The following is a 25949-nucleotide window of genomic DNA, read 5'->3' on the forward strand; positions in this document are numbered from 1 at the left end:
GCGTGGAGGGCGGGGGCGGCGGGGCCTTTGGTGGCTGCGTGTTCGACGGGGGCTGCGAGGGAGCCTACGGTGGCCGCGCGGAGGCGGGACACGGCGAGGGCGGCTTTAGCGGGGCCTCGCATGGGCGGGAGCGGGGTGGGTGCAGGGGTGCGGTGGAGGTGGGCGAGCAGGGTTGCCGCCGCTTCCCAGGGGGCCGCGTCGGGGTCCTCCGGGTCCACCGGGGTGCCGTACGGCCAGAAGGTCACGGGACGGTCGTGGAGGTCGACGGGTACGGGAGTGAGCGGGGGCAGGAAGATCTCGGGGAGCCGCGCGGCGACGGACAGGCGGGGCGCCAGGTCGGTGACCGTGGCGTCCGGGGCGTGCGCCTTGGCGACGGTGTCGGCGTGCCGGACGACGGTGGCGTCGGGGCGTTCGGCGAGCGTGACGGTGGCTCCGCAGGGACAGGCGGACGTGCGTGAGTGGGCCGCGGCTATGGCTCGTGCGGTGAGGTCTTGCAGGAGCGGGTTCGGGGTCACGGTGTCCCTTGTGCGCGGGTGGGTGGACCGGGGTGGCCGGGGCCGGGTGTCTGGGGCCGAGTGCCGGGGGCCGGGTGCCGGGGGCCGGGTGTCGGGGGCCGGTTGCCGGGGACTGACTCTGTGCTCGGCGTTCATGGGGCCCTGGCTGGGGGCTGCCGCCCCCAGACCCCCGCTTCGGCCCTGAACGGGCCTCGTCCTCAAACGCCGGACGGGCTGGATGTGGATGATACGGGCCGGCATCGAGAGGGAGCGCTGGGCCCGGGCACCGGACGGGCGGGACGATGCCGGTCGGCGTCGTGGATGGTGACGTGCGGCCGTACGCGGCGTTGGCCGCCCGCCACTCGGCCCGGCACCCGGCACCCGGCGTTGAGCGCTGGGCCCAGCACCCGGCACTCGGCGTTGGCCGCCCGGCACCCTGCACTCGGCAAGCCCGCGTGCCCGCGTGCCCGCGCGCGCCCGTGATCGACGCCCCGGCGTTTTCAGGGAAAAGCAATGCCGGCGCAGCTCCCCAGCTGCGCCGGCATTTGTGCCGTCCGCCGCACCCCCGTCCCCACGGGGTTTCATGGGTGGATGTCCCCGCCCGGACCGCTCTTCCGGGCCTGGGGTCGCCGCTCAGCGCCCCAGCATCACGCCCACGGACGACGCCTGTGTGGCCACCGTCTCCCAGCCGTCGAAGACGAGGAGGAGAAGGGCCGCCAGGGGAAGGGCCATGAGCGTCGCCACCAGGGGGTGGCGGCGGCCCTGGCGACGGGGGCGCAGCAGCGTGCGCTCCTGCATGCGGATCAGTGTCCGCGGTGCCGTCTGGGCCATGGTCCCTCTCCTGACCTGTGTCAGTTGTCGTTGGCAGCGGCGGGTGTCTGACCTCGGGGGACGAGTGCTGCACCCGCCGCTTGACCTCAAATCTAGGCGTGTGGCCGCCCCCGCACGTCATGCCCTCGTACCGATTGGCGGGCCTCCCGGAGGATGAGCCATGACCTGCGGAGTACTCCCCTGGGTGGAGACGAGGTCCTAGGTCTCGGGGTCATCCCCGAGGGGACGCCCGGTGTGCCCCGCTTTCTCATGGGTCCTCTCCGAGCTGTCCTCCCGCGGGATCGGCTGCTCGACCAGCGCGAGGACCCGGTTCGCCATGAAGCGGGCCGTACGTACCACGGACCCGCTTCGGGTGACTTCGCTCACTTCCACGACACCTCGACGCACCGCCGTCTCCACCCTGCGGCCCGCCCTGCTCGCCACCACCTCGTACGTGCGCGTCGTGTCCCCGGCGTCCACGACTATCTCCACGCGATCACCCTTCACGGGTCCAATCCCCCTTTCGTCACGGGTGGTTGGGGGCGCATGTGCTGCTAAGTCGCCCTGTTCTGCCACCCTCTGACCACCCTTCAAGTCTCCCACCCACCACTGACAATCCGTCGGGCCGAGAGGGCGCGGCCTCTGCGCACGGCGGCCCGTGGAAACGTAAGCTGTGGCTCGTCAGACGGACCGGGCAGCGGGGATGAACATGGCGATGATGCGCCTGAGGCGCGAGGACCCGCGCGTCGTCGGCTCGTTCAGGCTTCACAGACGGCTCGGCGCGGGCGGCATGGGCGTCGTCTACCTGGGCTCCGACAAGAAGGGGCAGCGGGTCGCGCTCAAGGTGATCCGGCCCGATCTGGCGGAGGATCAGGAGTTCCGGTCGCGCTTCGCGCGGGAGGTCTCGGCGGCACGGCGGATCCGCGGAGGGTGCACGGCACGGCTCGTGGCCGCGGATCTGGAGGCGGAGCGGCCGTGGTTCGCCACGCAGTACGTGCCCGGTCCCTCCCTGCACGACAAGGTCGCCGACGAGGGCCCGCTCGGCGCCGCGGAGGTCGCCGCCGTCGGGGCCGCGCTGAGCGAGGGGCTGGTCGCCGTCCACGAGGCCGGTGTCGTGCACCGGGATCTGAAGCCCTCCAACATCCTGCTGTCCCCCAAGGGGCCGAGGATCATCGACTTCGGCATCGCCTGGGCGACGGGGGCCTCGACCCTCACCCACGTCGGCACGGCGGTCGGCTCGCCCGGGTTCCTCGCCCCGGAGCAGGTGCGCGGCGCCGCCGTCACCCCGGCCACGGACGTGTTCTCGCTGGGTGCCACGCTCGCGTACGCGTCGATGGGGGACTCACCCTTCGGGCACGGCAGTTCCGAGGTGATGCTGTACCGCGTCGTGCACGAGGAGGCGCAGCTGCACGGCGTGCCGGACGCGCTGGCCCCGCTGGTGCGGGCCTGCCTGGCGAAGGACCCCGAGAACCGGCCGAGCACCCTGCAGCTGTCGCTGCGGCTGAAGGAGATCGCGGCCCGTGAGGCACAGGGCTTCGCGGACGTACGCCCGCCGGCCCAGCGTTCCCCGGAGTCGGACCGGCCGACCGGGCGGCTCGCCGACACCTACGCCGATCAGCAGCGTGCCCAGCGGCGGGCGCAGGGCACTCCCCCGCCGCGCGGCACCGGCGTGCCGCGGGGCAACGGCGGCCCGCGTGTCCCCGGCCCCGCCCGTGACACGGCCCCGCCGCAGCGGGGTGCCGGCGGTCCGCAGAGCGGTACGGCCTCGGCCCGGCAGGGAGCCCGGCAGATGCCCGGTCCCCGTACCTCGCCCCGCTCGCCCAACGGCGGCAGGCCCGCCCCGCGCGGCGGCAACGGACGTCCCGCTCCCCGGAACACGGGGACCGGGCGGCGGCCCGCCAACCCTCAGCTGCTCCGGCAGCGGCTGTTCGTGTTCGTCGTGGTGACGCTGCTCGTGGCGCTCGGCATCGCGGCGGCCCAGGGCTGCCAGGGCCCGGACCGCGGGCTCGGCGGGGACGGGGGCGGCGGCGGTGACGTCGTGCGTCCGCAGCAGGAGCAGGTGGAGTCGGACTTCGAGCCGCTGGACCAGGACACGATGTCCGAGCGGTACGAGTCGACGTTCGAGATTCCCGAGTAGGTGTCCCGGGAGGTCCTGCCCCGGGGTGCCTGGGATCAGAGGAGCGGGGGCAGGATCCGTTCGAAGAACTCCCGGTCGCCCTCGAACAGCGGGGTCAGGGACAGGAACTCCCGCGGTGTGACCCAGCGGGCCTCGGCGACCTCGTCCGGGTCGGGCACCACGTCACCCGTCTCGGCCCGCGCCGTCCACCAATGCAGGCGGAAGCTGCCGTCGTCGGTCTCCGACTCCCAGACCTTGGCCAGCGGTACGACGGTGAGGCCGACCTCCTCGTGGACCTCCCGGACGACGGCGTCCCGCTGCGTCTCCCCCGGCTCGATCCTGCCGCTGACGGGCTGCCAGTAGCCGGGGCGCGCGACGGCGGGCCCGCGTCTGATGGCGAGGACGCGGTCGGTGCGGAGCAGGACCGCGACGATCGCCTCACCCCGGCTCATGTGCGCAGCCCCTAGAGCTGGGGGCGGCCGGTGGCCACCGCGTAGAAGGCGACCGCGGCCGCCGCGCCGACGTTGAGGGAGTCGACCCCGTGGGCCATCGGGATGCGGACCCATTCGTCGGCGGCCACCAGGGCCTGGGTGGAGAGGCCGTCGCCCTCGGCACCGAGCATCAGCGCGACCCGGTCCATGCGGTGCGGGGCCGCCTCGTCGAGGGTCTTGGCCTTCTCGTCGGGGGTGAGGGCGAGGAGGCTGAAGCCTGCCTCGCGGACCGATTCGAGGCCCTTGGGCCAGGTGTCGAGGCGGGCGTACGGCACCGAGAAGACCGCGCCCATGGAGACCTTGACGCTGCGGCGGTACAGCGGGTCGGCGCAGTCCGGTGAGAGCAGGACCGCGTCCATGCCGAGGGCGGCCGCGGAGCGGAAGATGGCGCCGATGTTGGTGTGGTCGTTGACCGACTCCATGACGACCACGCGGCGGGCGGTCTGGAGCAGCTCGGTCGCCGTCGGCAGCGGCTTGCGCTGCATGGAGGCGAGCGCGCCGCGGTGCACGTGGTAGCCGGTGACCTGCTCGGCGAGCTCGGGGCTGACCGCGTACACGGGGGCGGGGAGCTCGTCGATGACGTCGCGCATGACGTCGACCCACTTGGCCGACAGCAGCATCGACCGCATCTCGTAGCCGGCTTCCTTCGCCCGTCTGATGACCTTCTCGCCCTCGGCGATGAACAGGCCCTCGGCCGGTTCGCGCTTGCGGCGCAGTTCGACGTCGGTCAGGCCCGTGTAGTCGCGCAGGCGCGGGTCGGTGGGGTCATCGACGGTGATGAGATCGGCCACAGAGTGATACTGCCTTGTCCTGGGTGCGGTGCCAACGGTTCGGTACGGGTTGGGTTACCCGCGGTTACGCGGAAGGGGTCGGTCCGACCTTGACGACGTCGCCGATGACGATGACCGCCGGCGGCTTCACGTCGTGGTCGAGCACCGCCTCGCTCGCGGTCGCGAGGGTCGCGTCGACCCTGCGCTGGGCGGCCGTGGTGCCTTCCTGGACCAGCGCGACGGGCGTGTCCGGGGACTTGCCGTGCGCGATGAGGGTCTCGGCGACCTTCCCGATGGTGCCGACGCCCATGAGGATGACCAGGGTGCCGGTCAGCTTGGCGAGCGAGCGCCAGTCGACGAGGGAGCGCTCGTCGTCGGGGGCGATGTGGCCGCTGACCACGGTGAACTCATGGGCGACGCCCCGGTGGGTGACCGGGATGCCGGCGGCACCCGGGACCGAGATCGAGCTGGAGATGCCGGGCACCACCGTGCACGGGACGCCGGCCTCGGCCAGCGCCTGGACCTCCTCCATGCCACGGCCGTAGACGAACGGGTCGCCGCCCTTGAGGCGGACCACCGACTTGCCCTGCTTGGCGTGCTCGATCAGCGCGTTGTTGATGGCCTCCTGGGCCATGAACCGGCCGTACGGCAGCTTGGCCGCGTCGATCACCTCGACGCTCGCGGGCAGTTCGGCCAGCAGGTCGCGCGGGCCCAGGTGGTCGGTGATGACCACGTCGGCCTCGGCGAGCAGTCGGCGGCCGCGCACGGTGATCAGGTCCGGGTCGCCGGGGCCGCCGCCGACGAGGGCGACGCCGGCCGTGCGGGTGCGGTGGTGCGGGGCGACGAGGGTGCCGTCACGCAGGCCCTCGACGACCGCGTCCCGGATGGCGGCGGTGTGCCGGGGGTCGCGGCCGCGTGCGTCGGTGGTGAGGACGGCGACCGTGACGCCCTCGCTGTGGCCGGTGGCCGGGGTCCAGGCGGTGGCCGCGTCGGCGTCGTCGGAGCGGACGCACCATACGCGGTGGCGCTCGGCCTCGGCGGAGGCGGCGGTGTTCGCCTCGGGGTCGCTGGTGGCGATCAGGGCGTACCAGGCGTCGGCGAGGTCGCCGTCCGCGTAGCGGCGCCGGTGCCAGGCGACCTCGCCCGCGTCCACCATCGCCTCCACCGACGGGGTCGCCTCGGGGGAGATCAGGAGGACGTCGGCGCCCGCCGCGACGAGGGCCGGGAGGCGGCGCTGGGCGACCTGGCCGCCACCGAGGACGACGACCCGGCGGCCGGTGAGGCGGAGGCCTACGGGGTAGGCGGGGTTTTCGGCCATGAGGGTGCGGCTCCCTTGTGCGGCGGCGGTGCGATGCCCTGACGTGCGGATTTTATGCTGCGGGCGGTTCTGACGGTTCGGGTGTCCGGTGGCTGGGCGCGGCCGGCGACGTGACTGGGGACCCGGGGTGCACGTCCCCGGGTCCCCAGTCACGCGTCTACTTCTCGGTGACTCCGGCCGAGTCGAAGGTCGCCACCTCGTGCATCGCCCGCGCCGTGCTCTGCACCAGGGGCAGGGCGAGGAGCGCGCCCGTGCCCTCGCCGAGGCGGAGGTCGAGGTCGACCAGCGGGCGCAGGCCCAGCTTGTTGAGGGCGGCCACATGGCCCGGCTCGGCGCTGCGGTGACCCGCGATGCAGGCCGCGAGGACCTCGGGGGCGATCGCGCGGGCCACCAGGGCGGCGGCACCGGCGCTGACGCCGTCGAGGATCACCGGCGTACGCAGCGACGCGCCGCCCAGCAGGAGGCCGACGAGCGCGGCGTGCTCGAAGCCGCCGATCGCGGCGAGGACGCCGATGGGGTCGGCCGGGTCGGGCTGGTGGAGCTCGATCGCGCGGCGCACGACCTCGGTCTTGCGGGCCAGCGTCTCGTCGTTGATGCCGGTACCGCGGCCGGTGACCTCGGCGGCGTCCACGCCGGTGAAGACGGAGATCAGGGCGGCCGACGCGGTCGTGTTGGCGATGCCCATCTCGCCCGTCAGGAGCGCCTTGTTGCCGGCCGCCACCAGGTCGCGGGCGGTCTCGATGCCGACCTCGATGGCCTGCTTGGCCTCCTCGCGGGTCATCGCGTGCCCGGTCGTCATGTCCGAGGTGCCCGCGCGGACCTTGCGGGGCAGCAGGCCGGGGGTGGCCGGGAGGTCGGCGGCGACGCCGACGTCGACGACGCAGACCTCGGCACCCACCTGGCCGGCGAAGGCGTTGCAGACCGCGCCGCCGCCGAGGAAGTTGGCGACCATCTGGGCCGTCACCTCCTGGGGCCAGGGGGTGACGCCCTGGGCGTGCACGCCGTGGTCACCGGCGAAGATCGCGACGGCCGCGGGCTCCGGGATGGGCGGCGGGCACTGGCGCGAGAGCCCGGACAGCTGGGCGGAGATGATCTCCAGCATGCCGAGCGCGCCGGCCGGCTTCGTCATCCGCTTCTGCCGCTCCCATGCCTCGCCGAGCGCCTTGGCGTCCAGCGGGCGGATCTGGGCGACGGTCTCGGCGAGCAGGTCGTGCGGCTCCTCGCCGGGCAGGGCCCGGCGGCCGTACGTCTCCTCGTGGACGACCCACGACAGCGGGCGGCGCTTGGACCAGCCGGCCTGGAGCAGCTCGGGCTCGTCCGGGAACTCGTCGACGTAGCCGACGCACAGGTAGGCGATGACCTCGAGGTGCTCGGGCAGCCCCAGCGAGCGGACCATCTCACGCTCGTCGAAGAAGCTGACCCAGCCGACCCCGAGGCCCTCGGCGCGCGCGGCGAGCCAGAGGTTCTCGACCGCGAGCGCGGCGGAGTACGGCGCCATCTGCGGCTGGGTGTGCCGGCCGAGGGTGTGGCGGCCGCCGCGGGTCGGGTCGGCGGTGACGACGATGTTCACCGGGGTGTCGAGGATGGCCTCGATCTTCAGTTCCTTGAACTGCTTGGCGCGGCCCTTGGGGAGGGACTTGGCGTACGCCTCGCGCTGGCGCATCGCCAGCTCGTGCATGGTGCGCCGGGTGTCCGCGGAGCGGATGACGACGAAGTCCCACGGCTGCGAGTGCCCGACGGAGGGCGCGGTGTGGGCGGCCTCCAGGACCCGGAGCAGGACCTCGTGCGGGATGGGGTCGCTGCGGAAGCCGTTGCGGATGTCACGGCGCTCGCGCATGACCTTGAGGACGGCCTCGCGTTCGGCGTCGTCGTAGGCGGGCGCCGCCGGACCGGTGGGCTGTCGTGTTTCCTCGACCACGGCCGTGCTCTCTTCCGCCTGCTCTTCCTGGTCTTCCTGATCGGCGGCCCGGGTGTCCAGGTCGTCCGCGTGCTGTACGAGTTCGGGGTCGCCGTCCCGGGGCGCGGGCACCGCGGCGACCGAGCCCGGTCCCTCCGCCACCGGCAGCACGATCGGCTGCGGCGGGGTCGGGGCGAGCTGCGGGGTGGTCGGCACCGAGCCCTCCACCGGCACGAACTGGCCGAGGGGCTGGTCGGGGGCGGCTTCCCGCGGGGCACCGCCCGACAGGACGGCGGCCTCGGCCACACCGGCCGGCTGCGCCGAAGCCTCGGCGAGCCGCACGGGCTGCCCGTGGGACCGGAGCTGCGGTCCGGCGGGTTCGGCGACGAACGGCTCGGGGCTCTCGGCCGGGACGCCCGCAGCCGGGGTCGCGTGGGCCTCGGCGGCGGCCGCGGCGAGCGGCTGGGGAGCCGCGGCGGGATCGGCGGCGCCTTCCGGGGCCTGCGGGGTGTTCGGGAGCGGGGTGGGCGGGTCGGCGGCTGCCGGGTTCGCCCCAGCCTCGGCGGCATCGGTGTTCACCTGAACTCCGTCCTGCGTGTGCTGCTGGGCCTGCGCGAGGCCGGCCTCCGGGGCCTGGGCCTGGTGCGGCTCCTGCGCGGGCTCCTCGGCCGGGACGGCCGGTTGTTCCTGCTGGGCGGGCTGCATCGCGCCGGTGGGCTGCGCGGGCACTTCGGCGGCTACGGCTCCGGGGGCGCCGTCGGCGGGAGCGGCGTCGGCCGGCCTGCCCACCGGAGCGACGTGCTCGGCGTCCACGGGCTGGGGGGCCTGAGAGGCATCCGGGAAGGCCTGGGCGGCCTCGTGGTGCTGAGCTGCCTCGAACCCCTGCGCGGCCTCCGGGAACTGAGCGACCTCAGCCGGCAGTGCGGCTTCGGGCGCAAGAGCGGCTTCGGGAGCCAGGGCGGCCTGCGGAGAGGGGACGGCCTGCGGGGCGAAAGGCTCGGCGATCTGCGCGGCGGCCTCGGCGGGTCCCGGGGTCACGGCGTCGGGGGCCTGGGCGGCCTCAGGGGCCGGGGTGCCGGGAACCTGCGGGGCATCAGGAGCGAGGGCGCCAGGGACCCCAGGGACCTGGGCGACTTCAGGAGCGAGGGCACCTAGGACCTGGGCGGCTTCAGGAGCGGAGGCGTCGGGGGCGGCCGGCTCGGGAAGCGGCCGGCTCTGCGGGGCCTGGGCGTCGGCCGTGTGACCGACCTCAGCGACGGGGGCGTTCTCAGCGACGAGAGCCCCGGCGACGGGGGCGCTTTCCGCAGCAGCAGCTTCAGCCATGACGTTCTCAGCGGCGAGGGCTTCAGCAACGTGGGCGTTCTCAGTAGCAGCTTCAGCGACGACGTTCTCAGGGGCGAGAGCTGCAGCAACGTGGGCGTTCTCAGCGGCGAGAGCTTCAGCAGCCTCAGCGACGTCACCGGCGGTGCCGTCGGCGACCTGGCCGGCATCAGCGACCGCGTCGCCCGCAAGTTCGGCAGCCTCGGCCGCGGGCACCTCCGGGTGCTGAGCGACCTCAGGCGCGGAACCCTCGGCGACCGGCGCGGACTCGGTGACCGCGACAGCGTCGCCGGCAGGCGCCTCTACGGCGACGACCGGCTCGGGAGCCTCCGGGGCCAACGGAACCTCGGCAGTCCCAGCGGCCTCGGCGCCCTCCGCGCCGAGCGGAACCTGGCCGAGCCCGGCCGCACCGTCCGACGCCTCACCGGCGCCCGGAACCTGTCCGCCGTCCATGCCACCGTCGCCACCGGGCACGGGCACGGGCGCGCTCACCGGCGCCGCGTCGACGGCCGCGACCTCGCCACCGTCGGCGGCAGAGGCGACCGGGGCGCCTCCAGGTGCCCCCGTGCCCTCGGCGCCTCCAGGTGCCCCCGCGCCCTCGGCGCCTCCAGCGCCCGCGTCGGGGCCGGGAACGGTCCCGCCCCCGGCTTCGACGGCGCCGGCAGCCACCGGCCCGTGCGCGTCCTCCAAGCCGGGCACCGCCTCGGCGACCGGGGCGGCCTCGGCGACCGACGGCTCCTGAACGGCGTACGCGCCCTCCTGCGGCACGGTCGCGGCGACCCGGGCCACGGCCGCCTGCGCCACGCCCACGGGCTGCTCGGCGGGAACAACCGTTTCGGCAGCCGGTGCCTCGGTGCTCGACTGCCCGGGAGCCGGAGCCGGGGCGGGAGCGCCCCAGGGCGCCGCCGGCTGCGGGACCGTGGCGTCGAGGTACTCGGGGCCCGCCGGGACCGCTGCCTGGCGGACCGGTGCGCCCACGGCGCCGCGGTCGGCGAGGGAACGGACCGGGCTCGCGGAGGCGTCCGGGGTGGGCGGCCCGAGGTGCAGGGGGCGGCGCGGGGTGATCGGCGGGATCGGCGACGTGGGAGCCGTCGGTCCCGGGAGGCGGACGCCGCCGAGGTCGACCGAACCGCTGTCGCGTCCGGACATCTCGTGCGCGCCCGGCTCGTGCAGGGCCTCGACGACCGGCTCCGGCATGGGCGGCGCGACCTCGTTGCCCCAGGCACCCTGGGTGCCGGGCATCAGCAGGTCTTCGTCCTCGGCGGTGGTCTCGGAGAGGTAGGTGTACGTACCGTGCGCCGCGGGGGCGCCCGGCTGCTCCACCGTGCCTGCGCTCTCCGGCAGTCCCTCGCCCGGGACCTGGCCGGTGTCGGTCATGCGTACCCCTCGCCCATCGGTTAGTGCTTATACGACCAGCCCACCGGGAACGGCGCACCGACCGCCCCCGCAGTGAAGAACGAGCGTGCTTGCCCAGCGGCACGAACGACCCGTCCCAAAAAGGCGACAAAGCCATTGAGTGGCATTGTCGTGGTCATTCGTCCGTCGCGACAGCTTGATCCGCGACAGGCCGATGTGGACTGCGCCACGTTGCGCGTCCTCCGGTTTCGCCGTACCACACCCACCCCAAACGGGGCACGTTTTTCCGGACATTGACCGACGAATAGCCGGGCGACCGAGTGCGGCACAACGATCGGTCAGCCTACCGCGCGCGGTACGACAACCGGATCACGGGGACCGGTGGACGGTCACGCCGTGCGATCGGGCGGTGTCCGCCCGTCGCGCCGCGGCCGTTCCTCAACGCGGCGCCGAGCGCCGCTCCAACTGCCCGGTGAGCAGGAAGGCGACACTGCGCTCGCGCTCCGTCCAGGCCCGGGTGTCGAGTTCGACGGACTGGAGGAGGGAGCACTCGACGTCGTAGCCGTGTTCGGTGAGGCCGCGGCCGATGAGTTCGGCGTCGTCGCGGGTCGCGGCGTGCGTGACGATGCGCTGCGGGCGCCGGTCGGCGACGGCGGAGACGACGGCCGCTCCCCCGCCGCCGACGCGCACGACGTCCGGCTCGGGGAGGTTCTCCAGGACGTGCGGGGCGGTTCCGTGGACGATCTGCAGCTGGACGCCGAACGCGCGTGCGTTGGCCTCGGTGCGGGTGCAGGCCTGCGGGTCGCGGTCGACGGCGATGACGGCCGCGCCGGCCCGGGCCGCCTCGGTGGCGAAGGCCCCGCTGGCACAGCCGATGTCCCACACGAGGTCGCCGACGCGGGGGCCCAGCCGGGCGAGTTGGGCGGCGCGCAGCGGTTCGAGTTCGCTCTCGCTCATGAGTCCGCCGTAGGACTCGGCGGGGAGAGTCCAGCCGCGCGGGCCGGTGGCGGGGTCGCGGCCGGCGATCCAGTCGCCGGACTCGGTGACGACGGCCCGACCGCCGATGACGATGACGACGTTCGGGTCGCGCCAGGTGTGGTCGGGGGCCTTGTCGGAGGTGACGACGGTGACCTGTTCGCGCTCGGTGCCCAGTTCCTCGCAGATCACGAAGGTGCGGTGGACGCCTTCCAGGAGCAGGCCGAGTTCGGCCGGTCCGGCGCCGGGTGAGGTGAGAACGGCGACTTTGGTGTGGGCGCGGCACACATTCACCGCGCGTCGCAGGGTGCGGGGGTGTGCGACGACCACCTGTGCGTCGTCCCAGGGCATACCGGCGCGGGCGAAGGCGGCGGCGACCGAGGACACGGCGGGGACGACCTCGACCTCCAGGCCGAACTCGGGCGCGCGCAGGGTGCGGACGACGCCGAAGAAGGCGGGGTCGCCGTCGGCCAGCACGACCGCGGTCCCGCGGTGGCCGGCGATGCGGCGGGCGGCGAGGGAGACGCTGCCGAGGCGGATGCGTTCGGCGGTGGGGGGCACTTCGGGCAGCGCCAGGTGGTGGGCGGCACCGGCCACGAGTGTGGCGGCTCCCAGGGCGGAGCGGGCCGCGGCGGTCAGGGGCGAGCCGTCCCAGCCGATCACCGTGACGCGGTCGGCCATCGTCGTCAGTCTCCAGGGTTCGCGCAGGTCGTCGTAGGTCAGCCCGACGGGCAGGCTCCGTGAGGGTACCTGGTCACCGGGTCGGGCCCGCCCTGCCGGTGGGTTCGTTTTTCGTCAGTTCCACTCGCCGTACGAGGTGAAGCCGCCGCTGTCGGCCAGTTGCTCCCCGGCGCCGTCGAGGTCCTCGGGCAGGAGGCTCCACACGATGAAGTCGGTGCGTACGTCGGCCCAGGTGCCGTCGTCCGTGCGGACGTGCGCTATGCACGCGTTGCGCAGGACTCCCTCGCTGATGCAGCCGATCTTCTGGGCGACCTGCTGGGAGGCGGTGTTGTCGGCGGCCGTGCGCAGCTCGATGCGCTCGAACTTCTGGTCGGTGAACAGCCATTGGGCGGTGGCGAGGGCGGCCTCGGAGGCGTAGCCCTCGCCGCGGGCCCAGGGGGCGACGATGTACGACAACTCGGTGGCACGCACATGCCAGTTCGTCTTGCTCAGCTGGACGACGCCGACCAGGCGCTGGGTGAGGAACTCGGTGACGGCGAGGTCGAGTCCGCGGCCGGCCTCGCGCTCCGCAGGGGCGTACTCGGCGATCCAGGCGCGGGCGCCCTCCTCGGTGAAGGGCTGCGGGACATCGGTCCAGGCGCCGACCTGCTCGTCGTTCATCATCTCGGCCAGGGCGGGCACGTCGTCCTCGTCGAGGGGGCGCAGCACCAACCGCTCCGTGCTGATGGAGATGTTGGGGAAGGTGCTAGTCATGCGACGCTCCGTAACCTTCGACGAACGTTCAAGGCCTGCTGAACTGCCCAGCATGCAGCATGAAAGCACTGAACTGCACCACGGGGCCCACACCAGGTGAAGGAGTGGACCCCGTGCGTGGCGATACGCGGTAAACGCACCGTCAGATAACGCTTGACCTCTTAGAACGCGGCGACGACCGCACCGTCGTACTTGTCCTCGATGAACTTCTTCACCTCGGGCGACGTCAGCAGCTTGGCGAGCTTCTCGACGCGCGGGTCGTCCTCGTTGCCCTTCTTCACGGCGAGGAAGTTGCCGTACGGGTTGTCCTTGGGCGACTCGGCGGCGATGGCGTCCTCGGCCGGGCTGAGGTCGGCCTCCAGCGCGTAGTTGCCGTTGATGACCGCGGCGTCGACGTCACCGAGGGAGCGCGGCAGCTGGGCCGCCTCCAGCTCCTTGAACTGAAGGTTCTTCGGGTTGGAGGCGATGTCCTTCGGGGTCGCCTCGTAGCCGACGCCGGCCTTCAGCTTGATCACGCCGTTGGCTTCGAGGAGCTTCAGCGCGCGGGCCTCGTTGGTGGTGTCGTTCGGCAGGGCGACGGTGGCGCCCTTCTTCAGGTCGGTCAGCTTCTTGACGCCCTGCGAGTACACGCCGAGCGGCTCCAGGTGCACCGTGGCGTTCGGCACGGCGACGACGTCGGTGCCGTTCTTCTTGTTGAAGTCGTCCAGGTACGGCTGGTGCTGGAAGTAGTTGGCGTCGACCTCACCCTGCTGGACGGCCGTGTTCGGCGTCACGTAGTCGGTGAACTCCTTGACCTCGAGTTCGAGGCCGGCCTTCTTCGCGAGGTTGTCCTTGATGTAAGTGAGGATCTCGCCCTGCGGGGTGGGCGTGGCGGCGACCTTCAGCGGGGCGCTCGCGTCGGAGCCGGAGTCCTTGTCCGAGCCGCAGGCGCTGAGCCCGAGGGTGAGGGCTCCGGCGGCGAGGACGGCAGTGGTGATCTTGGCGGTGTTACGCACGAAAAGTGCCTTTCCTTATGGTGGTGCAACCCCGTGGTGGTGGTACGGGGAGATCTGGGGGTGCTCAGACGGTCTTGCTCGTGGCCGTCGACGCCTTCAGCAGCCGCAGCTTCGGCGCCGGGCCCGACTGGCCGCCGCGGCGGTGCAGGGAGCGGGCCGCGTAGTCGCCGGCGGACTGGATGAGGGAGATGACGACGGCGAGGATCGCGACGGTGATCCACATCAGCTCGGTCTCGAAGCGCTGGAAGCCGTAGCGGATGGCGATGTCGCCGAGGCCGCCCGCGCCGACCGTGCCGGCCATGGCGGAGTAGCCGATGAGGGCGACGATCGTGGTCGTGGTGCTCGCGATGACGGACGGCAGGGACTCGGGCACGAGGACCTTGCGCACGACCGTCCAGGTGTTGCCGCCCATCGACTGCACGGCCTCCACGAGCCCGCCGTCCACCTCGCGGACAGCTGTCTCGACCAGGCGTGCGAAGAACGGGATCGCGCCGATCGCGAGCGGCACGATGGCAGCCTCACGGCCGATCGTGGTGCCGGTGACCCAGCGCGTGAAGCTCATCAGCGCGACCATCAGGATGATGAACGGCATCGACCGGGCGACGTTCACGATCTGCCCGATGACCTTGTTGGCCAGCACGTTCTGGAGCAGTCCGCCCCGGTCGGTGAGGACGAGCAGGATGCCGAGCGGGAGGCCGCCGACGACGGCGATGACGGTGGACCAGCCGACCATGTAGAGGGTGTCCCAACACGCCTGCTCCAGCAGGGGCTGCATCTCGGACCAGGTCACTTGGCACCTTCCTTGAGCAGAACGGGCTCCTGGCCCAGTACGTCGATCTGGAGGCCCTGTTCGCGCAGGAAGCCGATCGGCACCACGTTGTCCTCGTAGCGGCCGGGCAGTTCGATGCGCATCCGGCCGACCTGGAGGCCGCCGACGGTGTCGATGGCGGCGCCGAGGATCGAGATGTCGATGTTGTAGGTGCGCGAGAGCTGGGAGATGACCGGCTGAGTGGCGGCCTCGCCGTGGAAGGTGACGTCGACGACGGTGCGGTCGTCGGCCGAGGGCTCGCCGCCGACGGGGAAGAGCGAGGCGGCCAGTTCGGAGCCGGGGGTCGCGAGCAGTTCGCTGACGGTGCCGGACTCGACGATGCGGCCTCGCTCCATCAGTGCGGCCGAGTCGCAGATCGACTTCACGACGTCCATCTCGTGGGTGATGAGCAGGACGGTCAGGCCCAGCTGCCGGTTCAGGTCGCGCAGCAGCTGGAGGATGGAGCGGGTGGTCTCCGGGTCGAGGGCGCTGGTGGCCTCGTCGGAGAGCAGCACCTTGGGGTCGCCGGCCAGGGCGCGGGCGATGCCGACGCGCTGCTTCTGGCCGCCGGAGAGCTGGGCGGGGTAGGACTTCGCCTTGTCCGCGAGCCCGACGAGGTCGAGGAGTTCGAGCGCCTTGCGGGAGCGCTCCTGGCCCGACCTGCCGAGGATCTCGAGCGGCAGCTCGACGTTGTCCTGCACGGTCCGGGAGGACAGCAGGTTGAAGTGCTGGAAGACCATGCCGATCCGGCTGCGCGCCTGCCGCAGCTCCTTGCCGGCCCGGGGGCCGCGGCCGGCCAGGGCGGTGAGGTCCTGTCCGGCGACGCTGACCGTGCCGGCGGTGGGGCGCTCCAGCAGGTTGACGCAGCGGATGAGCGAGGACTTGCCGGCGCCGGACTGGCCGATGACGCCGTACACCTCGCCTTCGCGGACGTGCAGGTCGACGCCGTCGAGGGCGGTGACCTCGCGGCCGCGTGAGCGGTAGACCTTGGTCAGGCCCGATGTGGTGATCACTGGGGTTTCCGTCACTGTCGAGTACGCGGGCGTGGGTGTGCCCTGGTACGGGAGGGAAGTCATGCGCGGGCAACTCGGTCACGTACGGCGTGGGGCGTACGGACGTGCCACGGCGGCTCGCTTCGGGGCGCGAGGCTCAGGAGTGGTGCGGGGGCCCTCTAGAAGGCGCGCATTCGACACATACAACGAGCACCGGGCGTCATGGTCGCCTCGGTCGCAAAGGTGCGGCAGCTCGTCGTGGTCATGCGATCAGTAAATCAGACGTATTGCGGTGACCAAGAACCGCTGTCCGCATTGCGGACAGCGGTGGACCAGGCGTCAGCCTCGGACGGCGATCTCCACCGCCCCGTCGTTGACCAGCGCGGACAGGGCCGACAGGTCCTTCACGACCAGATCGGCGTCGACCTCGTGGGCCTGGTGGGTTGTGGTCAACGCCACGGTGGTCATGCCGGCGGCGCGACCGGACGCGAGACCGGCCGGGGCGTCCTCGAAGACGACACAGTCGGCCGGGTCGACGCCCAGTTCCCGGGCGGCGAGGAGGTAGGGCTCGGGGTCGGGCTTGCCGCGGGTGATGTCGTCGGCGGTGATCATCGTCTTGGGCAGGATGCCGACGGCGTCGAGCCGGGCCTCGGCGAGGCGGCGGGTGGCGGAGGTGACGACGGCCCAGCGGTCGGCGGGCAGCGAGTCGAGGAAGTCCCTGGTGCCGGGCAGCAGCCGCACACCACCGTTCGGCACGTCCTCGACCTCCATCGCCTCGATGCGCGCGAGGGCCCGCGGCACGACGTCGGCGGGCAGCAGTTCGGCGACTATCTCGACGGCCGGACGTCCGTGCAGCTCGACCCTGCCGAACTCCTCGGTGATGCCGTACTCCTCGGCCCACCGCGCCCAGCAGCGGTCCACGGAGTCGAGGGAGGAGACGAGGGTGCCGTCGTTGTCGAAAAGGAGGGCATGTGCACGGATCTTCATGCCCCCGACCCTACGGTGCCGTCCGGGGGCGGCCGCATCAGGTCTTTTGGGCCGTAATAGGCTCGCCGCATGTTTGATGCCCTGACGCTGGTGACCGGGGTCGCCGCGCTGTTGCTCGCCGCCTGGTGCGGCTGGGCGGCCTACCGTGACCAGCCGACCAAGGACTGGCACTTCATCGGGATGGCCGTCGTGACGGTGCTGGCCCTGGTGCAGCTGGTGGTCGGGATCGTGCAGCTGGCGCGGGGCGAGAAGCCGGAGCAGGGCACGACGATCTTCGTCGCCTATCTGCTGGGGTCGTTCGCCTGCATCCCGGCCGCGGGCTTCATGTCGCTGGCCGAGCGGTCCAAGTGGGGTTCGGTGACGGTCGCCGCCGGCGGTGTGGTGCTGGCCGTGCTGGAGGTACGGCTCTATGACATCTGGGGAGGCTGAGGTGGCCGCGACCGAGGACAAGCCGACGCGGCTGATCAGCGGGCCCGGGATCCTGCTGGTGTGGCTGTACGGCGTGATGGTCGTCGGAGCCGTCTCCCGCTCGGCGTACCAGATCGCGACGGAGTTCGACCGGGCGCCGCTCGCCTACTCGCTGTCGGCGCTGGCGGGTGTGGTGTACGGCTTCATCACCTACACGTTGGTGCGCGGCGGCGAGACGGCCCGCAGGGCGGCGCGGGTCTGCTGCGCGACCGAGTTGGTGGGTGTGCTGACCGTGGGCACGTGGACCCTCGTCGAGCCGTCGGCGTTCCCCGATGCGACCGTGTGGTCCGACTTCGGCATGGGGTACGTGTTCATTCCGGTGCTCTTGCCACTGTCCGCGCTCTACTGGTTGCGGAAAGGCGCGCGGCACGGCGAGGCCGCCTGATGTCATCAGGCGGCCGACGGCCGTCTGTGGCCGGTCGCGCTTCCCCGCGCCCCCGAACCAGGGCGTTGCTGTCACGCCGTTGTCGCGTACGCCCCCGCTGCCTTCTCCAGGACGACCATCGGGACCCCGTCGGCGCCCTTGGACGTGCCCACCGTCTCGTAGCCGACCTTGCGGTACAGGCGGAGGTTGCCCTCACTGCGGTGGCCGGTCTCCAGACGGAACCTCTTGGCGCCGCGCTCCTCGGTCAGGGCCGCCTCCGCCGCGCGCAGCAGCCGCGCGCCGATGCCGTGGCCCTGGAGGCGGGGGTGGACGCAGAGCTTGCCGATGGCGGCGGCGCCGTCCGCGGTGACGCTGCCTCGCACCGAGCCGACCACCTCTTCGCCGAGCCGCGCCACGAAGACACAGTCCGCGGCCACCTCGGCCCGGACCGAGTCCAGGGTTTGGACGAGCGGGTCGATGCGGTAATTGCCATACAGCGCGGCTTCGCTCTGGAAGCACAGGTACTGCAACCTGAAGATCTGCTCCGCGTCCTGCTCGGTCGCCGCAGAGATGGTCACGCTCATGCCCATGTGCGCACGCCTCCCGCTCACCTGATCGCCTGTTGTCCCCCACTCCTATCCCCGCGCGCTGCGGGCCGCAACCTCCGGCGTGAGCAATCGGCGCAGACATCCCAGGCATCTGGAACGTTCCGGGCCGAGACTGCCCTGTGAGATACCCAACTCCCCCGCGATTTCCCGGTATGTCAGGTCGTTCGGGGAGAGCAGCGCCTCCATGAGACGGGGGCAGCGGCCGGGCAGCCGGCGGACCGCCTCACGCAGGGCCCGGCGGCGGGCGGCGGCGAGGACGAGGTGCTCGGGGTCGTGCCGGTCGGCGTCGGCGACGGGCTCGTTCTCGTACGGCCGCTCATGTCTTCTCGTACGGCGGCTTCGGCGTGCCTCGGAGCGCACGGCCCGGCGCAGCCAGCCGGGCGGGTCGAGGGGCGGGCCGTGCGCGTCGAGGCGTTCCAGGAGGCGGAGCCAGACCGCCTGCTCCAGGTCGCCCGGCTCGGCTCCGGAGGCGGGGGCCTCGGCGCGGGCCTCCGCGACGAGCAGGGGGCGCAGGGCGGAAACCAGGTCGTCGCTCATGTCCGGCACGACGCGGCCGCCCGGGCAGGAGGTTGCCCGGGCGGCCGGCGGTCACCCCAACCGGGGCGGGACTCTCAGCCGTTGACGAAGTCCTCGCGGGCCAGCAGGCCGGTGTCCGGGTTGTCGGTGAAGACACCGTCGATGCCGGTCGCGAAGTACGTCCTGTAGGCGCCGAAGACATCGCCGTAGGCGTCCGCGTCGGTGCCCTTGCGGAAGTTCGCGGGGAGGAAGGGGTTCTCGTTGCGCATCGTGTAGGGGTGCAGGATCAGCCCGACCTTGTGCGCGTCCGCGACCAGCGTGGTGGGCGTGGTGAGGTTGCCGCTCGCGTCCTTCGGGATGACCAGGTCCAGGGTGGGGCCGATGCCCTGGGCGTAGGAGGCGATCTCGCGCAGTCCGGCCGGCTTGATCAGGTCGGCGACGGTGCGCGGGTCACCCGTCTCGACGAAGTCGAAGGGGCGGGTGGTGGCGCCGGAGAGCAGGACCACCAGCGGGTTGTCGACCAGCTTGTTCAGGCGCTGGATGCTGGTCGGCTCGAAGGACTGGAGGATGACCGGCGAGTTCCGCTTGTCGCGGCCGTACTTGTGCAGCACCTTGGCGACCCGCTCCTCCAGGGCGAGGCCCTGCTTGCGGAAGTAGGTGGGGTGCTTGAGCTCGGGGTAGATCCAGACCTGCTTGCCGCGCTTGCGGGTCTGCTCGTCCTGCCAGCGCAGGACCTCCTCGAAGGTGGGGATCTCCCAGCGGCCGTTGTAGAGGGTGTTGTGCGGGCGGTTCGCCGGGATGCGCTCGGTCGCGCGCAGGGTCTTCAGCTCGGCGAGCGTGAAGTCCTCGGTGAACCAGCCGGTCGTGGCGACACCGTCGAGGGACTTCGTCTTCCTGCGGTCGGCGAACTCGGGGTGGTCCGCGACGTCGGTCGTGCCGCCGATCTCCGGCTCGTGCCGGCAGACGAGATGGCCGTCCTTGGTGGGCACCAGGTCGCCGGCCTCGACGATGTCGGCGCCCATGTCGAGGGCGAGCTGGTAGGAGCCGAGGGTGTGCTCGGGCCGGTAGCCGCTGGCGCCGCGGTGGCCGATGATCGTGGGCTTGGGCAGGCTCTTCACTCCACCGCCACCGCCTCCGTGCCGGGCCTCCGCGGCCTTCGCCGTTCCGGACAGCCCGAGGACCGCGCTGCCCGCGCCGAGCACGGCCGCGCCGAGAAGCTTCCGCCGTCCGGTGACCGCCGTCTGCTCGTTCTCCTGGGTTCCCATGAGCGCCCTTCCTGCCTTCTCCTCATCGATGCGGGCCGATCGTAGGTGCGCGTCCATGACAGGGGGGAGACCTCGGGCGTAACGCGCGGGGGACTCCGGATGTCGCATGAGAAAGGCGGGGTGACGGGGCGTCGGATTCATCGCGGACCGGCGGGGCACTCGTCCAGGGTGCCCGTGAGCGATGTCCGTCACATCATTGCGTGCGTGTTACGGACGGTCGGCGGCGGGTCACCGCAGGTAAAAGTGCGTCAACGGCGAGTAAGACCTCGGTGAAGTCGGCGCACCCGATGTGCGGGACCCCCTGGACCGCGAGTATCGTCCTCACCTGCACAGACTTATACGAATCCCTTGACACCGGAGGGCCCGTTGTCCCGCTTCGCGCTCATCAAGGCAGTGCTCGGACCGATCATGCGCCTGATGTTCCGCCCACAGGTGGAGGGCGCGGAGCACATTCCGGGCGACGGCCCGGTCATCCTGGCCGGCAACCACCTCACGTTCATCGACTCGATGATCCTTCCGCTGGTCTGCGACCGTCAGGTCCTGTTCATCGGCAAGGACGAGTACGTCACCGGCAAGGGCTTCAAGGGCCGTCTGATGGCCTGGTTCTTCACCGGCGTCGGCATGATCCCGGTGGACCGGGACGGCGGCCGGGGCGGGGTGGCGGCGCTCATGACGGGGCGCCGCATCCTGGAGGAGGGCCAGGTCTTCGGCATCTACCCCGAGGGCACGCGGTCACCCGACGGGCGGCTCTACCGGGGCCGTACCGGGATCGCCCGGCTGACGCTGATGACCGGCGCGCCGGTGGTGCCCTTCGCCATGATCGGCACGGACAAGATCCAGCCCGGCGGCGCGGGCATGCCGCGGCCCCGCAAGGTGACCGTGCGGTTCGGTGAGGCGATGGAGTTCTCCCGCTACGAGGGCATGGACCGGGACCGCTATGTACTGCGGGCCGTGACCGACTCCGTGATGGCGGAGGTCATGCGGCTGTCGGGGCAGGAGTACGTGGACATGTACGCCAGCAAGGCCAAAGAGGCGGCGTAGCTCCGCCGGTTCGGCCGGGGGTCGTGGGGCCGGCGGTTGTCGGTCGGCTGCGGGTCCGTTGTGGTTTGTTGCGCAGTTCCGCGCGCCCCAATGGGGGGCGCCACTACGGCGGGCCGCTCCTTCGGCGGCCCGCCGTTCGTGTACTTCGCTACGAAGCGGTGTTCTCCAGGCGCTGGCCCCGCAGGAGGAACCAGGCCGCCACCGCCGCCGCCAGCAGGACCGCCGCGCCCGCGCCCGCCGCGATCGCCAGGCCGTCCACGAATGAGCCGCGGGCCGCGTCCAGCATCACCTCGGACGTCTGCGCCGGCAGGCCCGCCGCCGCCTCCACGGCGCCGCCCAGCGACTCGTGGGCCTCGGCCGGGGTGCCGGCCGGGCCGGTGAAGTCCCGGTAGACGCCGGTCACGATCGAGCCGAGCACCGCGATACCGAGGGCCGCGCCCAGCTCGTACGCCGTCTCCGACACCGCGGACGCGGCGCCCGCCTGCTCCTTCGGTACGGAGGAGAGGATCACGTCGGACGTCACCGTGAAGGAGAAGCCCGCGCCGACGCCGACGACCAGGAGGGCGGCGCCGAGCAGGGGGTAGCCCGTCGAGCGGTCGATGACCGTGAGCACGGCCAGGGCGAGGCCGATCGCCGCGAGGCCGCCGGAGACCACGGCCCGTACCGAGAAGCGGCGGGCCACACGACCGGCGATCAGACCGGCCACGACCGCGCCGATCGCGGCGGGCAGCTCGGCGAGACCCGCCTCCAACGGGCCCCTGCCCTGCACGAGTTGCAGGAACTGCGACAGGAAGAAGACCAGACCGGACAGGCCGAGGATGGTCAGCAGGTCGGCCAGGACCGCGCCGCTGAACCCTCGGCTGCGGAACAGCCGCATGTCCAGCAGCGGGGAGGGCAGGGTGAGCTGGCGGCGGACGAAGCCGTACAGCGCGGCGGCACCTAGCAGGCCCGAGGCGAGCGTGACCCAGGTGAAACCGTGTGCGGCCGCCTCCTTGACGGCGTACACGACGGCGATCATGCCGACCAGCGACAGGGCGACGCTGATCAGGTCCCACGGTCCGGGGCTGGGGTTGCGGGACTCCGGCAGCAGCTTGATGCCGACGAGGACCAGGACCACCATCACCGGCAGGTTGATCAGGAAGACCGAGCCCCACCAGAAGTGTTCGAGCAGGAAGCCGCCGACGATCGGGCCGACGGCGGTACCGGCGGACGCGGTCGCGCCCCAGATGCCGATGGCGAGGCTGCGCTCGCGCGGGTCGTGGAAGAGGTTGCGGATCAGGGCGAGGGTCGCTGGCATCAGGGTCGCGCCCGCGACGCCGAGCAGGGCCCGGGCGACGATCATCATCTCCGGGGTCGTCGCGTACGCGTTGAGCACGGATATCGCACCGAACGCCGTGGCGCCGACGAGCAGGATCCGCTTGCGGCCGATGCGGTCGCCGAGGCTGCCCATCGAGACGAGCAGACCGGCGATCACGAAGGAGTAGACGTCGCCTATCCACAGCAGCTGGGTGCCGGAGGGCTTGAGGTCCTCGCTGATGTAGGGCGTCGCCAGGCCGAGGACGGTCGCGTCGACGGCCACCAGCAGCACGGCGAGCACGAGGACGGACAGCGCCAGCCAGCGGCCGGGGCGCTTCGTCACCGCCTCGGTCGGGTTCGCCGTCTGCACGGTGCTGGTCATGATTCCTCTCTCGGTTGTGCGGGGTGACGTAGTGCTCCGCCGAGCAGCAGCTCGACGATCATGTGCGTGAAGTCGTTGCGGGCGACCCGGCCCTCGGCGACCGCCCAGGCTCCGGAGCCGAGCAGGCCGTAGAGCGCCTCGGTGAGCCAGACCGCGCTGAGGTCGATGCGGAACTCGCCGCTCTGCTGGCCGCGTCGGAAGAGCGCGGCGATGCGTTCGTCGATGCGCGCCCAGCCCGCGTTCTGCTGCTCGCCCTCGAACAGCTGGTTCTCGGTGTAGAGGAAGGCGAGCAGGCCGGCCGAGGGTTCGATCTCGCGGACCAGCCGGTGCACGGCGTCCCGCGCCGCCCCTTCGTCCAGGCGGGCGGCGTCCAGCACGGCCTCGCACTCGGCGATGCCGAGGGACTCCAGCGCCCGCACCAGCGCGTCGCGTCCGGCGAAGTGCCGGTGCAGGGTGGCGCGGCTGATCCCGGCGGCCTTGGCGACCTCGTCCATGGTCGCGGTGGCTTTGCGGGTCAGCAGGGCTGCGGCGGTGCGCAGCACGTGATCACGATCGACAGCCATGAGACAAGAGTAGCCCATGTGAGACATGAATGTCTCATGCAGGGCATGCGTGCCTCACAGCCGTCGATCAGCGGTGCCCCTGTCAGTGCCAGGGCAGCTGCCCGCGCCGCTCCCAGTAGGCGCCCGGCTCCTCGACCAGCGCGGCGAGCCGTTCCAGCTGGGACTCGTCGAGGTCCACGGCGGCGGCGTGCAGGTTGGACACGAGCTGTACGGTCGTCGCCGCGCCGGAGAGCACCACACCGGCCCACGGCTCCCGGAGGATCAGGGCGAGCGCGACGGCGTCGCAGCCCAGAGCGGTCTCCTCCGCGACGGCCTTGAGCGCCTCCGGCGCGTGCGGATCCGCGAGCCGGCCGTTGGCCATGCCCTCCTTGACGATCACCGTGAGCCCGGCGTCGTGCGCCTCGGCGAGGGCGGGGGCGGCCGAGGTCTCCAGGGCGTTGTACGTCGACTGGACGGTACGGAAGAGGGGCTCGCCGTCGACGGTCACGGCCAGGGCGGCACGGATGGCTTCGGCCTGGGCCGGGCCGCTGGTGGAGAAGCCGACCGTGAGGCCGGCGGCCGCCGCTTCGGCGAGCCTGGCGTGCAGGTCCTTGTCGGTGAGGGCGGGGCTGTCCGGGGTCACCGAGTGGATCTGATAGAGGTCGAGAAGGTCGCCGAGCACGGCCTCGGACTCGGCGCGCTGACGCTCGTAGGCCTGGAGGCTGTGGTCCTTGACCTCGTGCCGTTCGGCGTCGGTCGTCCAGTCCGCGGTGTAGGTGTAGCCCCACTTGCTGCCCACGACGATGTCGTCGAAGGCGGGGCGGGCGCGGAGCCACTCGGCGAGGAACTCCTCCGAGCGGCCGTACGAGCGGGCGACGTCGAAGTAGCGGACGCCCTGGGCGTAGGCGGCGTCGAGGAGTTCGTGGGTGCGGGTGCGCAGCGTCTCGACGCTGCGGTTCTCCCCGAGGTCCTGCTCCCGGCCCAGGTTGATGTAGCCCGGGCGGCCGACGGCGGCGAGGCCGAGTCCGATGTGGCAGGTCGGGGTGGTTGCTGTCGCCAGTCGGGCGAAGGGCATCGCGGGCTCCGTTCGGTCGGCTCCGGTACCGGATTCCGATCAACGTACCCCGCGACGACCCCGGCAATCGGAGCGGCTCGTGCCGTGGTTCGGCGCGTGCGCGTTCGTCGTGGCCTGTCGCGCCCACGCGGCGCAGCCGCACATCACCACGGCCCCGTACTCCTTGGCGGGCGTCGCCCTCAGCCCTGCTTCTTGGCCACCGCCCACTGGTGCTGGGCCGCCACGTCCCTCTTCACCTCGGCCAGCTGGACCGCCACCGCGCTAGGTGCCGTACCGCCGCGGCCGTTGCGGGAGGCGAGGGCTCCCGGGACGTTCAGGACCGTCCGCACCTCCGGTGTGAGGTGGGCGGAGATCTTCGCGAACTGCTCGTCCGTCAGGCCGTCCAGCTCCTTGCCCTCGGACTCGGCGACCTTCACGCACTCACCGGCGACCTCGTGGGCGACGCGGAAGGGGACGCCCTGCTTGACCAGCCACTCGGCGATGTCGGTGGCGAGGGAGAAGCCGGCCGGGGCCAGTTCCTCCATGCGCTCGCGGTTGACGGTGAGGGTCGCCATCATGCCGGTGAAGGCGGGGAGCAGGACCTCCAGCTGGTCGCAGGAGTCGAAGACCGGCTCCTTGTCCTCCTGGAGGTCGCGGTTGTAGGCGAGCGGCAGCGCCTTGAGCGTGGCCATGAGGCCCGTCAGGTTGCCGATCAGCCGGCCGGACTTGCCGCGCGCGAGCTCGGCGATGTCCGGGTTCTTCTTCTGCGGCATGATCGACGAGCCCGTCGAGAAGGCGTCGTGCAGGGTCACGAAGGAGAACTCCTTCGTGTTCCAGATGATGACCTCCTCGGCGATCCGGGAGAGGTTCACGCCGATCATCGCGGTGATGAAGGCGAACTCCGCGACGAAGTCACGGGAGGCCGTGCCGTCGATCGAGTTCGCGGCCGACCCGTGCTCGAAGCCGAGGTCCTTCGCCACCGCCTCCGGGTCCAGGCCGAGGGAGGAGCCGGCGAGGGCGCCGGAGCCGTACGGCGACACGGCCGTGCGCTCGTCCCACTGGCGCAGCCGCTCGGCGTCCCGGGACAGCGACTGCACGTGCGCCAGGACATGGTGGGCGAAGAGCACCGGCTGGGCGTGCTGCAGGTGGGTACGGCCGGGCATGGCCACGTCCGGGTGGGCCTCCGCGAGGCCGACGAGCGCGTCCTGGAGGTCGGCGATCAGGCCGCCGATGATGCGGGCGTGGTCCCGGAGGTACATCCGGAAGAGGGTCGCGACCTGGTCGTTGCGGGAACGGCCCGCGCGCAGCTTGCCGCCCAGGTCGGGGCCGAGGCGCTCCAGCAGGCCCCGCTCCAGGGCGGTGTGGACGTCCTCGTCGGCGATCGTGCCGACGAACTCGCCCGAGGCCACGTCCGCCTCGAGCCGGTCGAGGCCCGCGATCATCCGGGTCAGCTCGTCCTCGGTGAGCAGCCCGGCCTTGTGCAGCACGCGCGCGTGGGCGCGGGAGCCGGCGATGTCGTAGGGCGCGAGGCGCCAGTCGAAGTGGACGGACGCGGACAGCTTGGCCAGGGCCTCGGCGGGACCGTCGGCGAAACGGCCGCCCCAGAGCCGTACGTCACCGCTGTTGCTGCTCACTCGCTGTGCTCCTCGG

The 25949-nt window shown here is 72.2% G+C and carries 23 protein-coding genes and 1 pseudogene; 4 read left to right on the plus strand and 20 right to left on the minus strand.

Translation table 11 applies throughout. The features are described 5' to 3' along the window. The 3 genes and pseudogenes from ACGFW6_RS34280 to ACGFW6_RS34290 form a co-directional block, all read right to left on the minus strand. A pseudogene (locus ACGFW6_RS34280) lies at positions 1–515 on the minus strand (aminoglycoside phosphotransferase family protein); the annotation flags it as partial. A 612-nt stretch (positions 516–1127) separates the two neighbouring features. Beyond that, complete coding sequence (locus ACGFW6_RS34285; RefSeq protein WP_234767846.1) at positions 1128–1325, minus strand: hypothetical protein; 198 nt, start codon at positions 1323–1325, stop codon at positions 1128–1130. A gap of 198 nt (positions 1326–1523) precedes the next feature. After that, a complete protein-coding gene (locus tag ACGFW6_RS34290) occupies positions 1524–1811 on the minus strand; it encodes a hypothetical protein (protein WP_393518864.1) in 288 nt (95 codons plus the stop codon). A gap of 196 nt (positions 1812–2007) precedes the next feature. Here ACGFW6_RS34290 and ACGFW6_RS34295 point away from each other — a divergent pair, with 196 nt between their 5' ends. Then, a complete protein-coding gene (locus tag ACGFW6_RS34295; RefSeq protein ID WP_393519171.1) occupies positions 2008–3441 on the plus strand; it encodes a protein kinase in 1434 nt (477 codons plus the stop codon). Positions 3442–3476: 35 nt separating this feature from the next. On the opposite strand, the gene ACGFW6_RS34300 is transcribed toward ACGFW6_RS34295, so the two are convergent. From ACGFW6_RS34300 to ACGFW6_RS34345, 10 genes are all read right to left on the minus strand, one after another. Next, positions 3477–3872, minus strand: coding sequence for an NUDIX domain-containing protein (locus tag ACGFW6_RS34300; RefSeq protein ID WP_393518867.1), 396 nt, complete (start codon positions 3870–3872; stop codon positions 3477–3479). Between the two features lie 11 nt (positions 3873–3883). Continuing rightward, positions 3884–4702, minus strand: a complete 819-nt coding sequence (locus tag ACGFW6_RS34305) for a TrmH family RNA methyltransferase (protein WP_393518870.1) — start codon at positions 4700–4702, stop codon at positions 3884–3886. Positions 4703–4766: 64 nt separating this feature from the next. After that, entirely contained in the window at positions 4767–5999 is a 1233-nt protein-coding gene (gene cobA, locus ACGFW6_RS34310; RefSeq protein ID WP_393518873.1) for a uroporphyrinogen-III C-methyltransferase, read from the minus strand. Between the two features lie 157 nt (positions 6000–6156). After that, a complete protein-coding gene (cobT, locus tag ACGFW6_RS34315) occupies positions 6157–10593 on the minus strand; it encodes a nicotinate-nucleotide--dimethylbenzimidazole phosphoribosyltransferase (protein ID WP_393518876.1) in 4437 nt (1478 codons plus the stop codon). Between the two features lie 417 nt (positions 10594–11010). After that, positions 11011–12228 (minus strand): precorrin-6y C5,15-methyltransferase (decarboxylating) subunit CbiE, encoded by a 1218-nt coding sequence (gene cbiE, locus ACGFW6_RS34320; protein WP_393518879.1) that lies wholly within the window; start codon positions 12226–12228, stop codon positions 11011–11013. A 114-nt stretch (positions 12229–12342) separates the two neighbouring features. Further along, positions 12343–12981, minus strand: a complete 639-nt coding sequence (locus ACGFW6_RS34325) for a GNAT family N-acetyltransferase (RefSeq protein WP_393518882.1) — start codon at positions 12979–12981, stop codon at positions 12343–12345. A gap of 161 nt (positions 12982–13142) precedes the next feature. Next, positions 13143–13976 carry a MetQ/NlpA family ABC transporter substrate-binding protein gene (locus tag ACGFW6_RS34330; protein WP_393518885.1) on the minus strand — a complete coding sequence of 278 codons (834 nt, stop codon included), beginning with the start codon at positions 13974–13976 and terminating at the stop codon, positions 13143–13145. Positions 13977–14040: 64 nt separating this feature from the next. After that, positions 14041–14766 (minus strand): methionine ABC transporter permease, encoded by a 726-nt coding sequence (locus ACGFW6_RS34335; protein WP_393518888.1) that lies wholly within the window; start codon positions 14764–14766, stop codon positions 14041–14043. Further along, positions 14763–15797 carry a methionine ABC transporter ATP-binding protein gene (locus ACGFW6_RS34340; protein ID WP_393518891.1) on the minus strand — a complete coding sequence of 345 codons (1035 nt, stop codon included), beginning with the start codon at positions 15795–15797 and terminating at the stop codon, positions 14763–14765. Before ACGFW6_RS34340 ends, ACGFW6_RS34335 begins: the two co-directional genes overlap by 4 nt. A gap of 318 nt (positions 15798–16115) precedes the next feature. Next, a complete protein-coding gene (locus ACGFW6_RS34345) occupies positions 16116–16763 on the minus strand; it encodes an HAD family hydrolase (protein ID WP_393518894.1) in 648 nt (215 codons plus the stop codon). 69 nt (positions 16764–16832) lie between these two features. On the opposite strand from ACGFW6_RS34345, the gene ACGFW6_RS34350 reads away from it, so the two are divergent. Continuing rightward, entirely contained in the window at positions 16833–17192 is a 360-nt protein-coding gene (locus ACGFW6_RS34350; protein WP_272114697.1) for a hypothetical protein, read from the plus strand. Further along, the gene (locus ACGFW6_RS34355; RefSeq protein ID WP_393518897.1) at positions 17173–17616 is read left to right on the plus strand and encodes a hypothetical protein; all 444 of its coding nucleotides are present in this window, start codon (positions 17173–17175) and stop codon (positions 17614–17616) included. Before ACGFW6_RS34350 ends, ACGFW6_RS34355 begins: the two co-directional genes overlap by 20 nt. A gap of 71 nt (positions 17617–17687) precedes the next feature. On the opposite strand, the gene ACGFW6_RS34360 is transcribed toward ACGFW6_RS34355, so the two are convergent. The 3 genes from ACGFW6_RS34360 to ACGFW6_RS34370 all read right to left on the minus strand — a co-directional run bounded on the left by ACGFW6_RS34360 (position 17688) and on the right by ACGFW6_RS34370 (position 19984). Beyond that, positions 17688–18185 carry a GNAT family N-acetyltransferase gene (locus ACGFW6_RS34360; protein WP_393518900.1) on the minus strand — a complete coding sequence of 166 codons (498 nt, stop codon included), beginning with the start codon at positions 18183–18185 and terminating at the stop codon, positions 17688–17690. 45 nt (positions 18186–18230) lie between these two features. Then, entirely contained in the window at positions 18231–18740 is a 510-nt protein-coding gene (locus ACGFW6_RS34365; protein WP_393518903.1) for a sigma-70 family RNA polymerase sigma factor, read from the minus strand. Between the two features lie 74 nt (positions 18741–18814). Next, positions 18815–19984 (minus strand): glycerophosphodiester phosphodiesterase, encoded by a 1170-nt coding sequence (locus tag ACGFW6_RS34370; protein WP_393518906.1) that lies wholly within the window; start codon positions 19982–19984, stop codon positions 18815–18817. A 366-nt stretch (positions 19985–20350) separates the two neighbouring features. On the opposite strand from ACGFW6_RS34370, the gene ACGFW6_RS34375 reads away from it, so the two are divergent. Further along, complete coding sequence (locus ACGFW6_RS34375) at positions 20351–21025, plus strand: 1-acyl-sn-glycerol-3-phosphate acyltransferase (protein ID WP_346182974.1); 675 nt, start codon at positions 20351–20353, stop codon at positions 21023–21025. Positions 21026–21173: 148 nt separating this feature from the next. Here the strand turns inward: ACGFW6_RS34375 and ACGFW6_RS34380 are convergent, their stop codons facing one another. From ACGFW6_RS34380 to argH, 4 genes are all read right to left on the minus strand, one after another. After that, positions 21174–22703 carry an MFS transporter gene (locus tag ACGFW6_RS34380; protein ID WP_393518909.1) on the minus strand — a complete coding sequence of 510 codons (1530 nt, stop codon included), beginning with the start codon at positions 22701–22703 and terminating at the stop codon, positions 21174–21176. Further along, entirely contained in the window at positions 22700–23266 is a 567-nt protein-coding gene (locus ACGFW6_RS34385; protein WP_393518912.1) for a TetR/AcrR family transcriptional regulator, read from the minus strand. The genes ACGFW6_RS34380 and ACGFW6_RS34385 overlap by 4 nt, the downstream gene beginning before the upstream one ends. Positions 23267–23348: 82 nt before the next feature. After that, entirely contained in the window at positions 23349–24320 is a 972-nt protein-coding gene (locus tag ACGFW6_RS34390; RefSeq protein ID WP_393518915.1) for an aldo/keto reductase, read from the minus strand. A gap of 179 nt (positions 24321–24499) precedes the next feature. Then, complete coding sequence (gene argH, locus ACGFW6_RS34395) at positions 24500–25933, minus strand: argininosuccinate lyase (protein WP_393518918.1); 1434 nt, start codon at positions 25931–25933, stop codon at positions 24500–24502. Between the last annotated feature and the right edge of the window lie 16 nt (positions 25934–25949).

This window comes from Streptomyces sp. Y7, assembly GCF_043195415.1.
Taxonomy (GTDB): domain Bacteria; phylum Actinomycetota; class Actinomycetes; order Streptomycetales; family Streptomycetaceae; genus Streptomyces.

Coding starts and splice junctions, on each gene's coding strand:
- ACGFW6_RS34285 (WP_234767846.1), bottom strand. CDS start 1,325: ATGGCCCAGACGGCACCGCGGACACTGATCCGCATGCAGGAGCGCACG.
- ACGFW6_RS34295 (WP_393519171.1), top strand. CDS start 2,008: ATGAACATGGCGATGATGCGCCTGAGGCGCGAGGACCCGCGCGTCGTC.
- ACGFW6_RS34300 (WP_393518867.1), bottom strand. CDS start 3,872: ATGAGCCGGGGTGAGGCGATCGTCGCGGTCCTGCTCCGCACCGACCGC.
- cobA (WP_393518873.1), bottom strand. CDS start 5,999: ATGGCCGAAAACCCCGCCTACCCCGTAGGCCTCCGCCTCACCGGCCGC.
- cobT (WP_393518876.1), bottom strand. CDS start 10,593: ATGACCGACACCGGCCAGGTCCCGGGCGAGGGACTGCCGGAGAGCGCA.
- cbiE (WP_393518879.1), bottom strand. CDS start 12,228: ATGGCCGACCGCGTCACGGTGATCGGCTGGGACGGCTCGCCCCTGACC.
- ACGFW6_RS34325 (WP_393518882.1), bottom strand. CDS start 12,981: ATGACTAGCACCTTCCCCAACATCTCCATCAGCACGGAGCGGTTGGTG.
- ACGFW6_RS34345 (WP_393518894.1), bottom strand. CDS start 16,763: ATGAAGATCCGTGCACATGCCCTCCTTTTCGACAACGACGGCACCCTC.
- ACGFW6_RS34350 (WP_272114697.1), top strand. CDS start 16,833: ATGTTTGATGCCCTGACGCTGGTGACCGGGGTCGCCGCGCTGTTGCTC.
- ACGFW6_RS34355 (WP_393518897.1), top strand. CDS start 17,173: ATGACATCTGGGGAGGCTGAGGTGGCCGCGACCGAGGACAAGCCGACG.
- ACGFW6_RS34360 (WP_393518900.1), bottom strand. CDS start 18,185: ATGGGCATGAGCGTGACCATCTCTGCGGCGACCGAGCAGGACGCGGAG.
- ACGFW6_RS34365 (WP_393518903.1), bottom strand. CDS start 18,740: ATGAGCGACGACCTGGTTTCCGCCCTGCGCCCCCTGCTCGTCGCGGAG.
- ACGFW6_RS34370 (WP_393518906.1), bottom strand. CDS start 19,984: ATGGGAACCCAGGAGAACGAGCAGACGGCGGTCACCGGACGGCGGAAG.
- ACGFW6_RS34380 (WP_393518909.1), bottom strand. CDS start 22,703: ATGACCAGCACCGTGCAGACGGCGAACCCGACCGAGGCGGTGACGAAG.
- ACGFW6_RS34385 (WP_393518912.1), bottom strand. CDS start 23,266: ATGGCTGTCGATCGTGATCACGTGCTGCGCACCGCCGCAGCCCTGCTG.
- ACGFW6_RS34390 (WP_393518915.1), bottom strand. CDS start 24,320: ATGCCCTTCGCCCGACTGGCGACAGCAACCACCCCGACCTGCCACATC.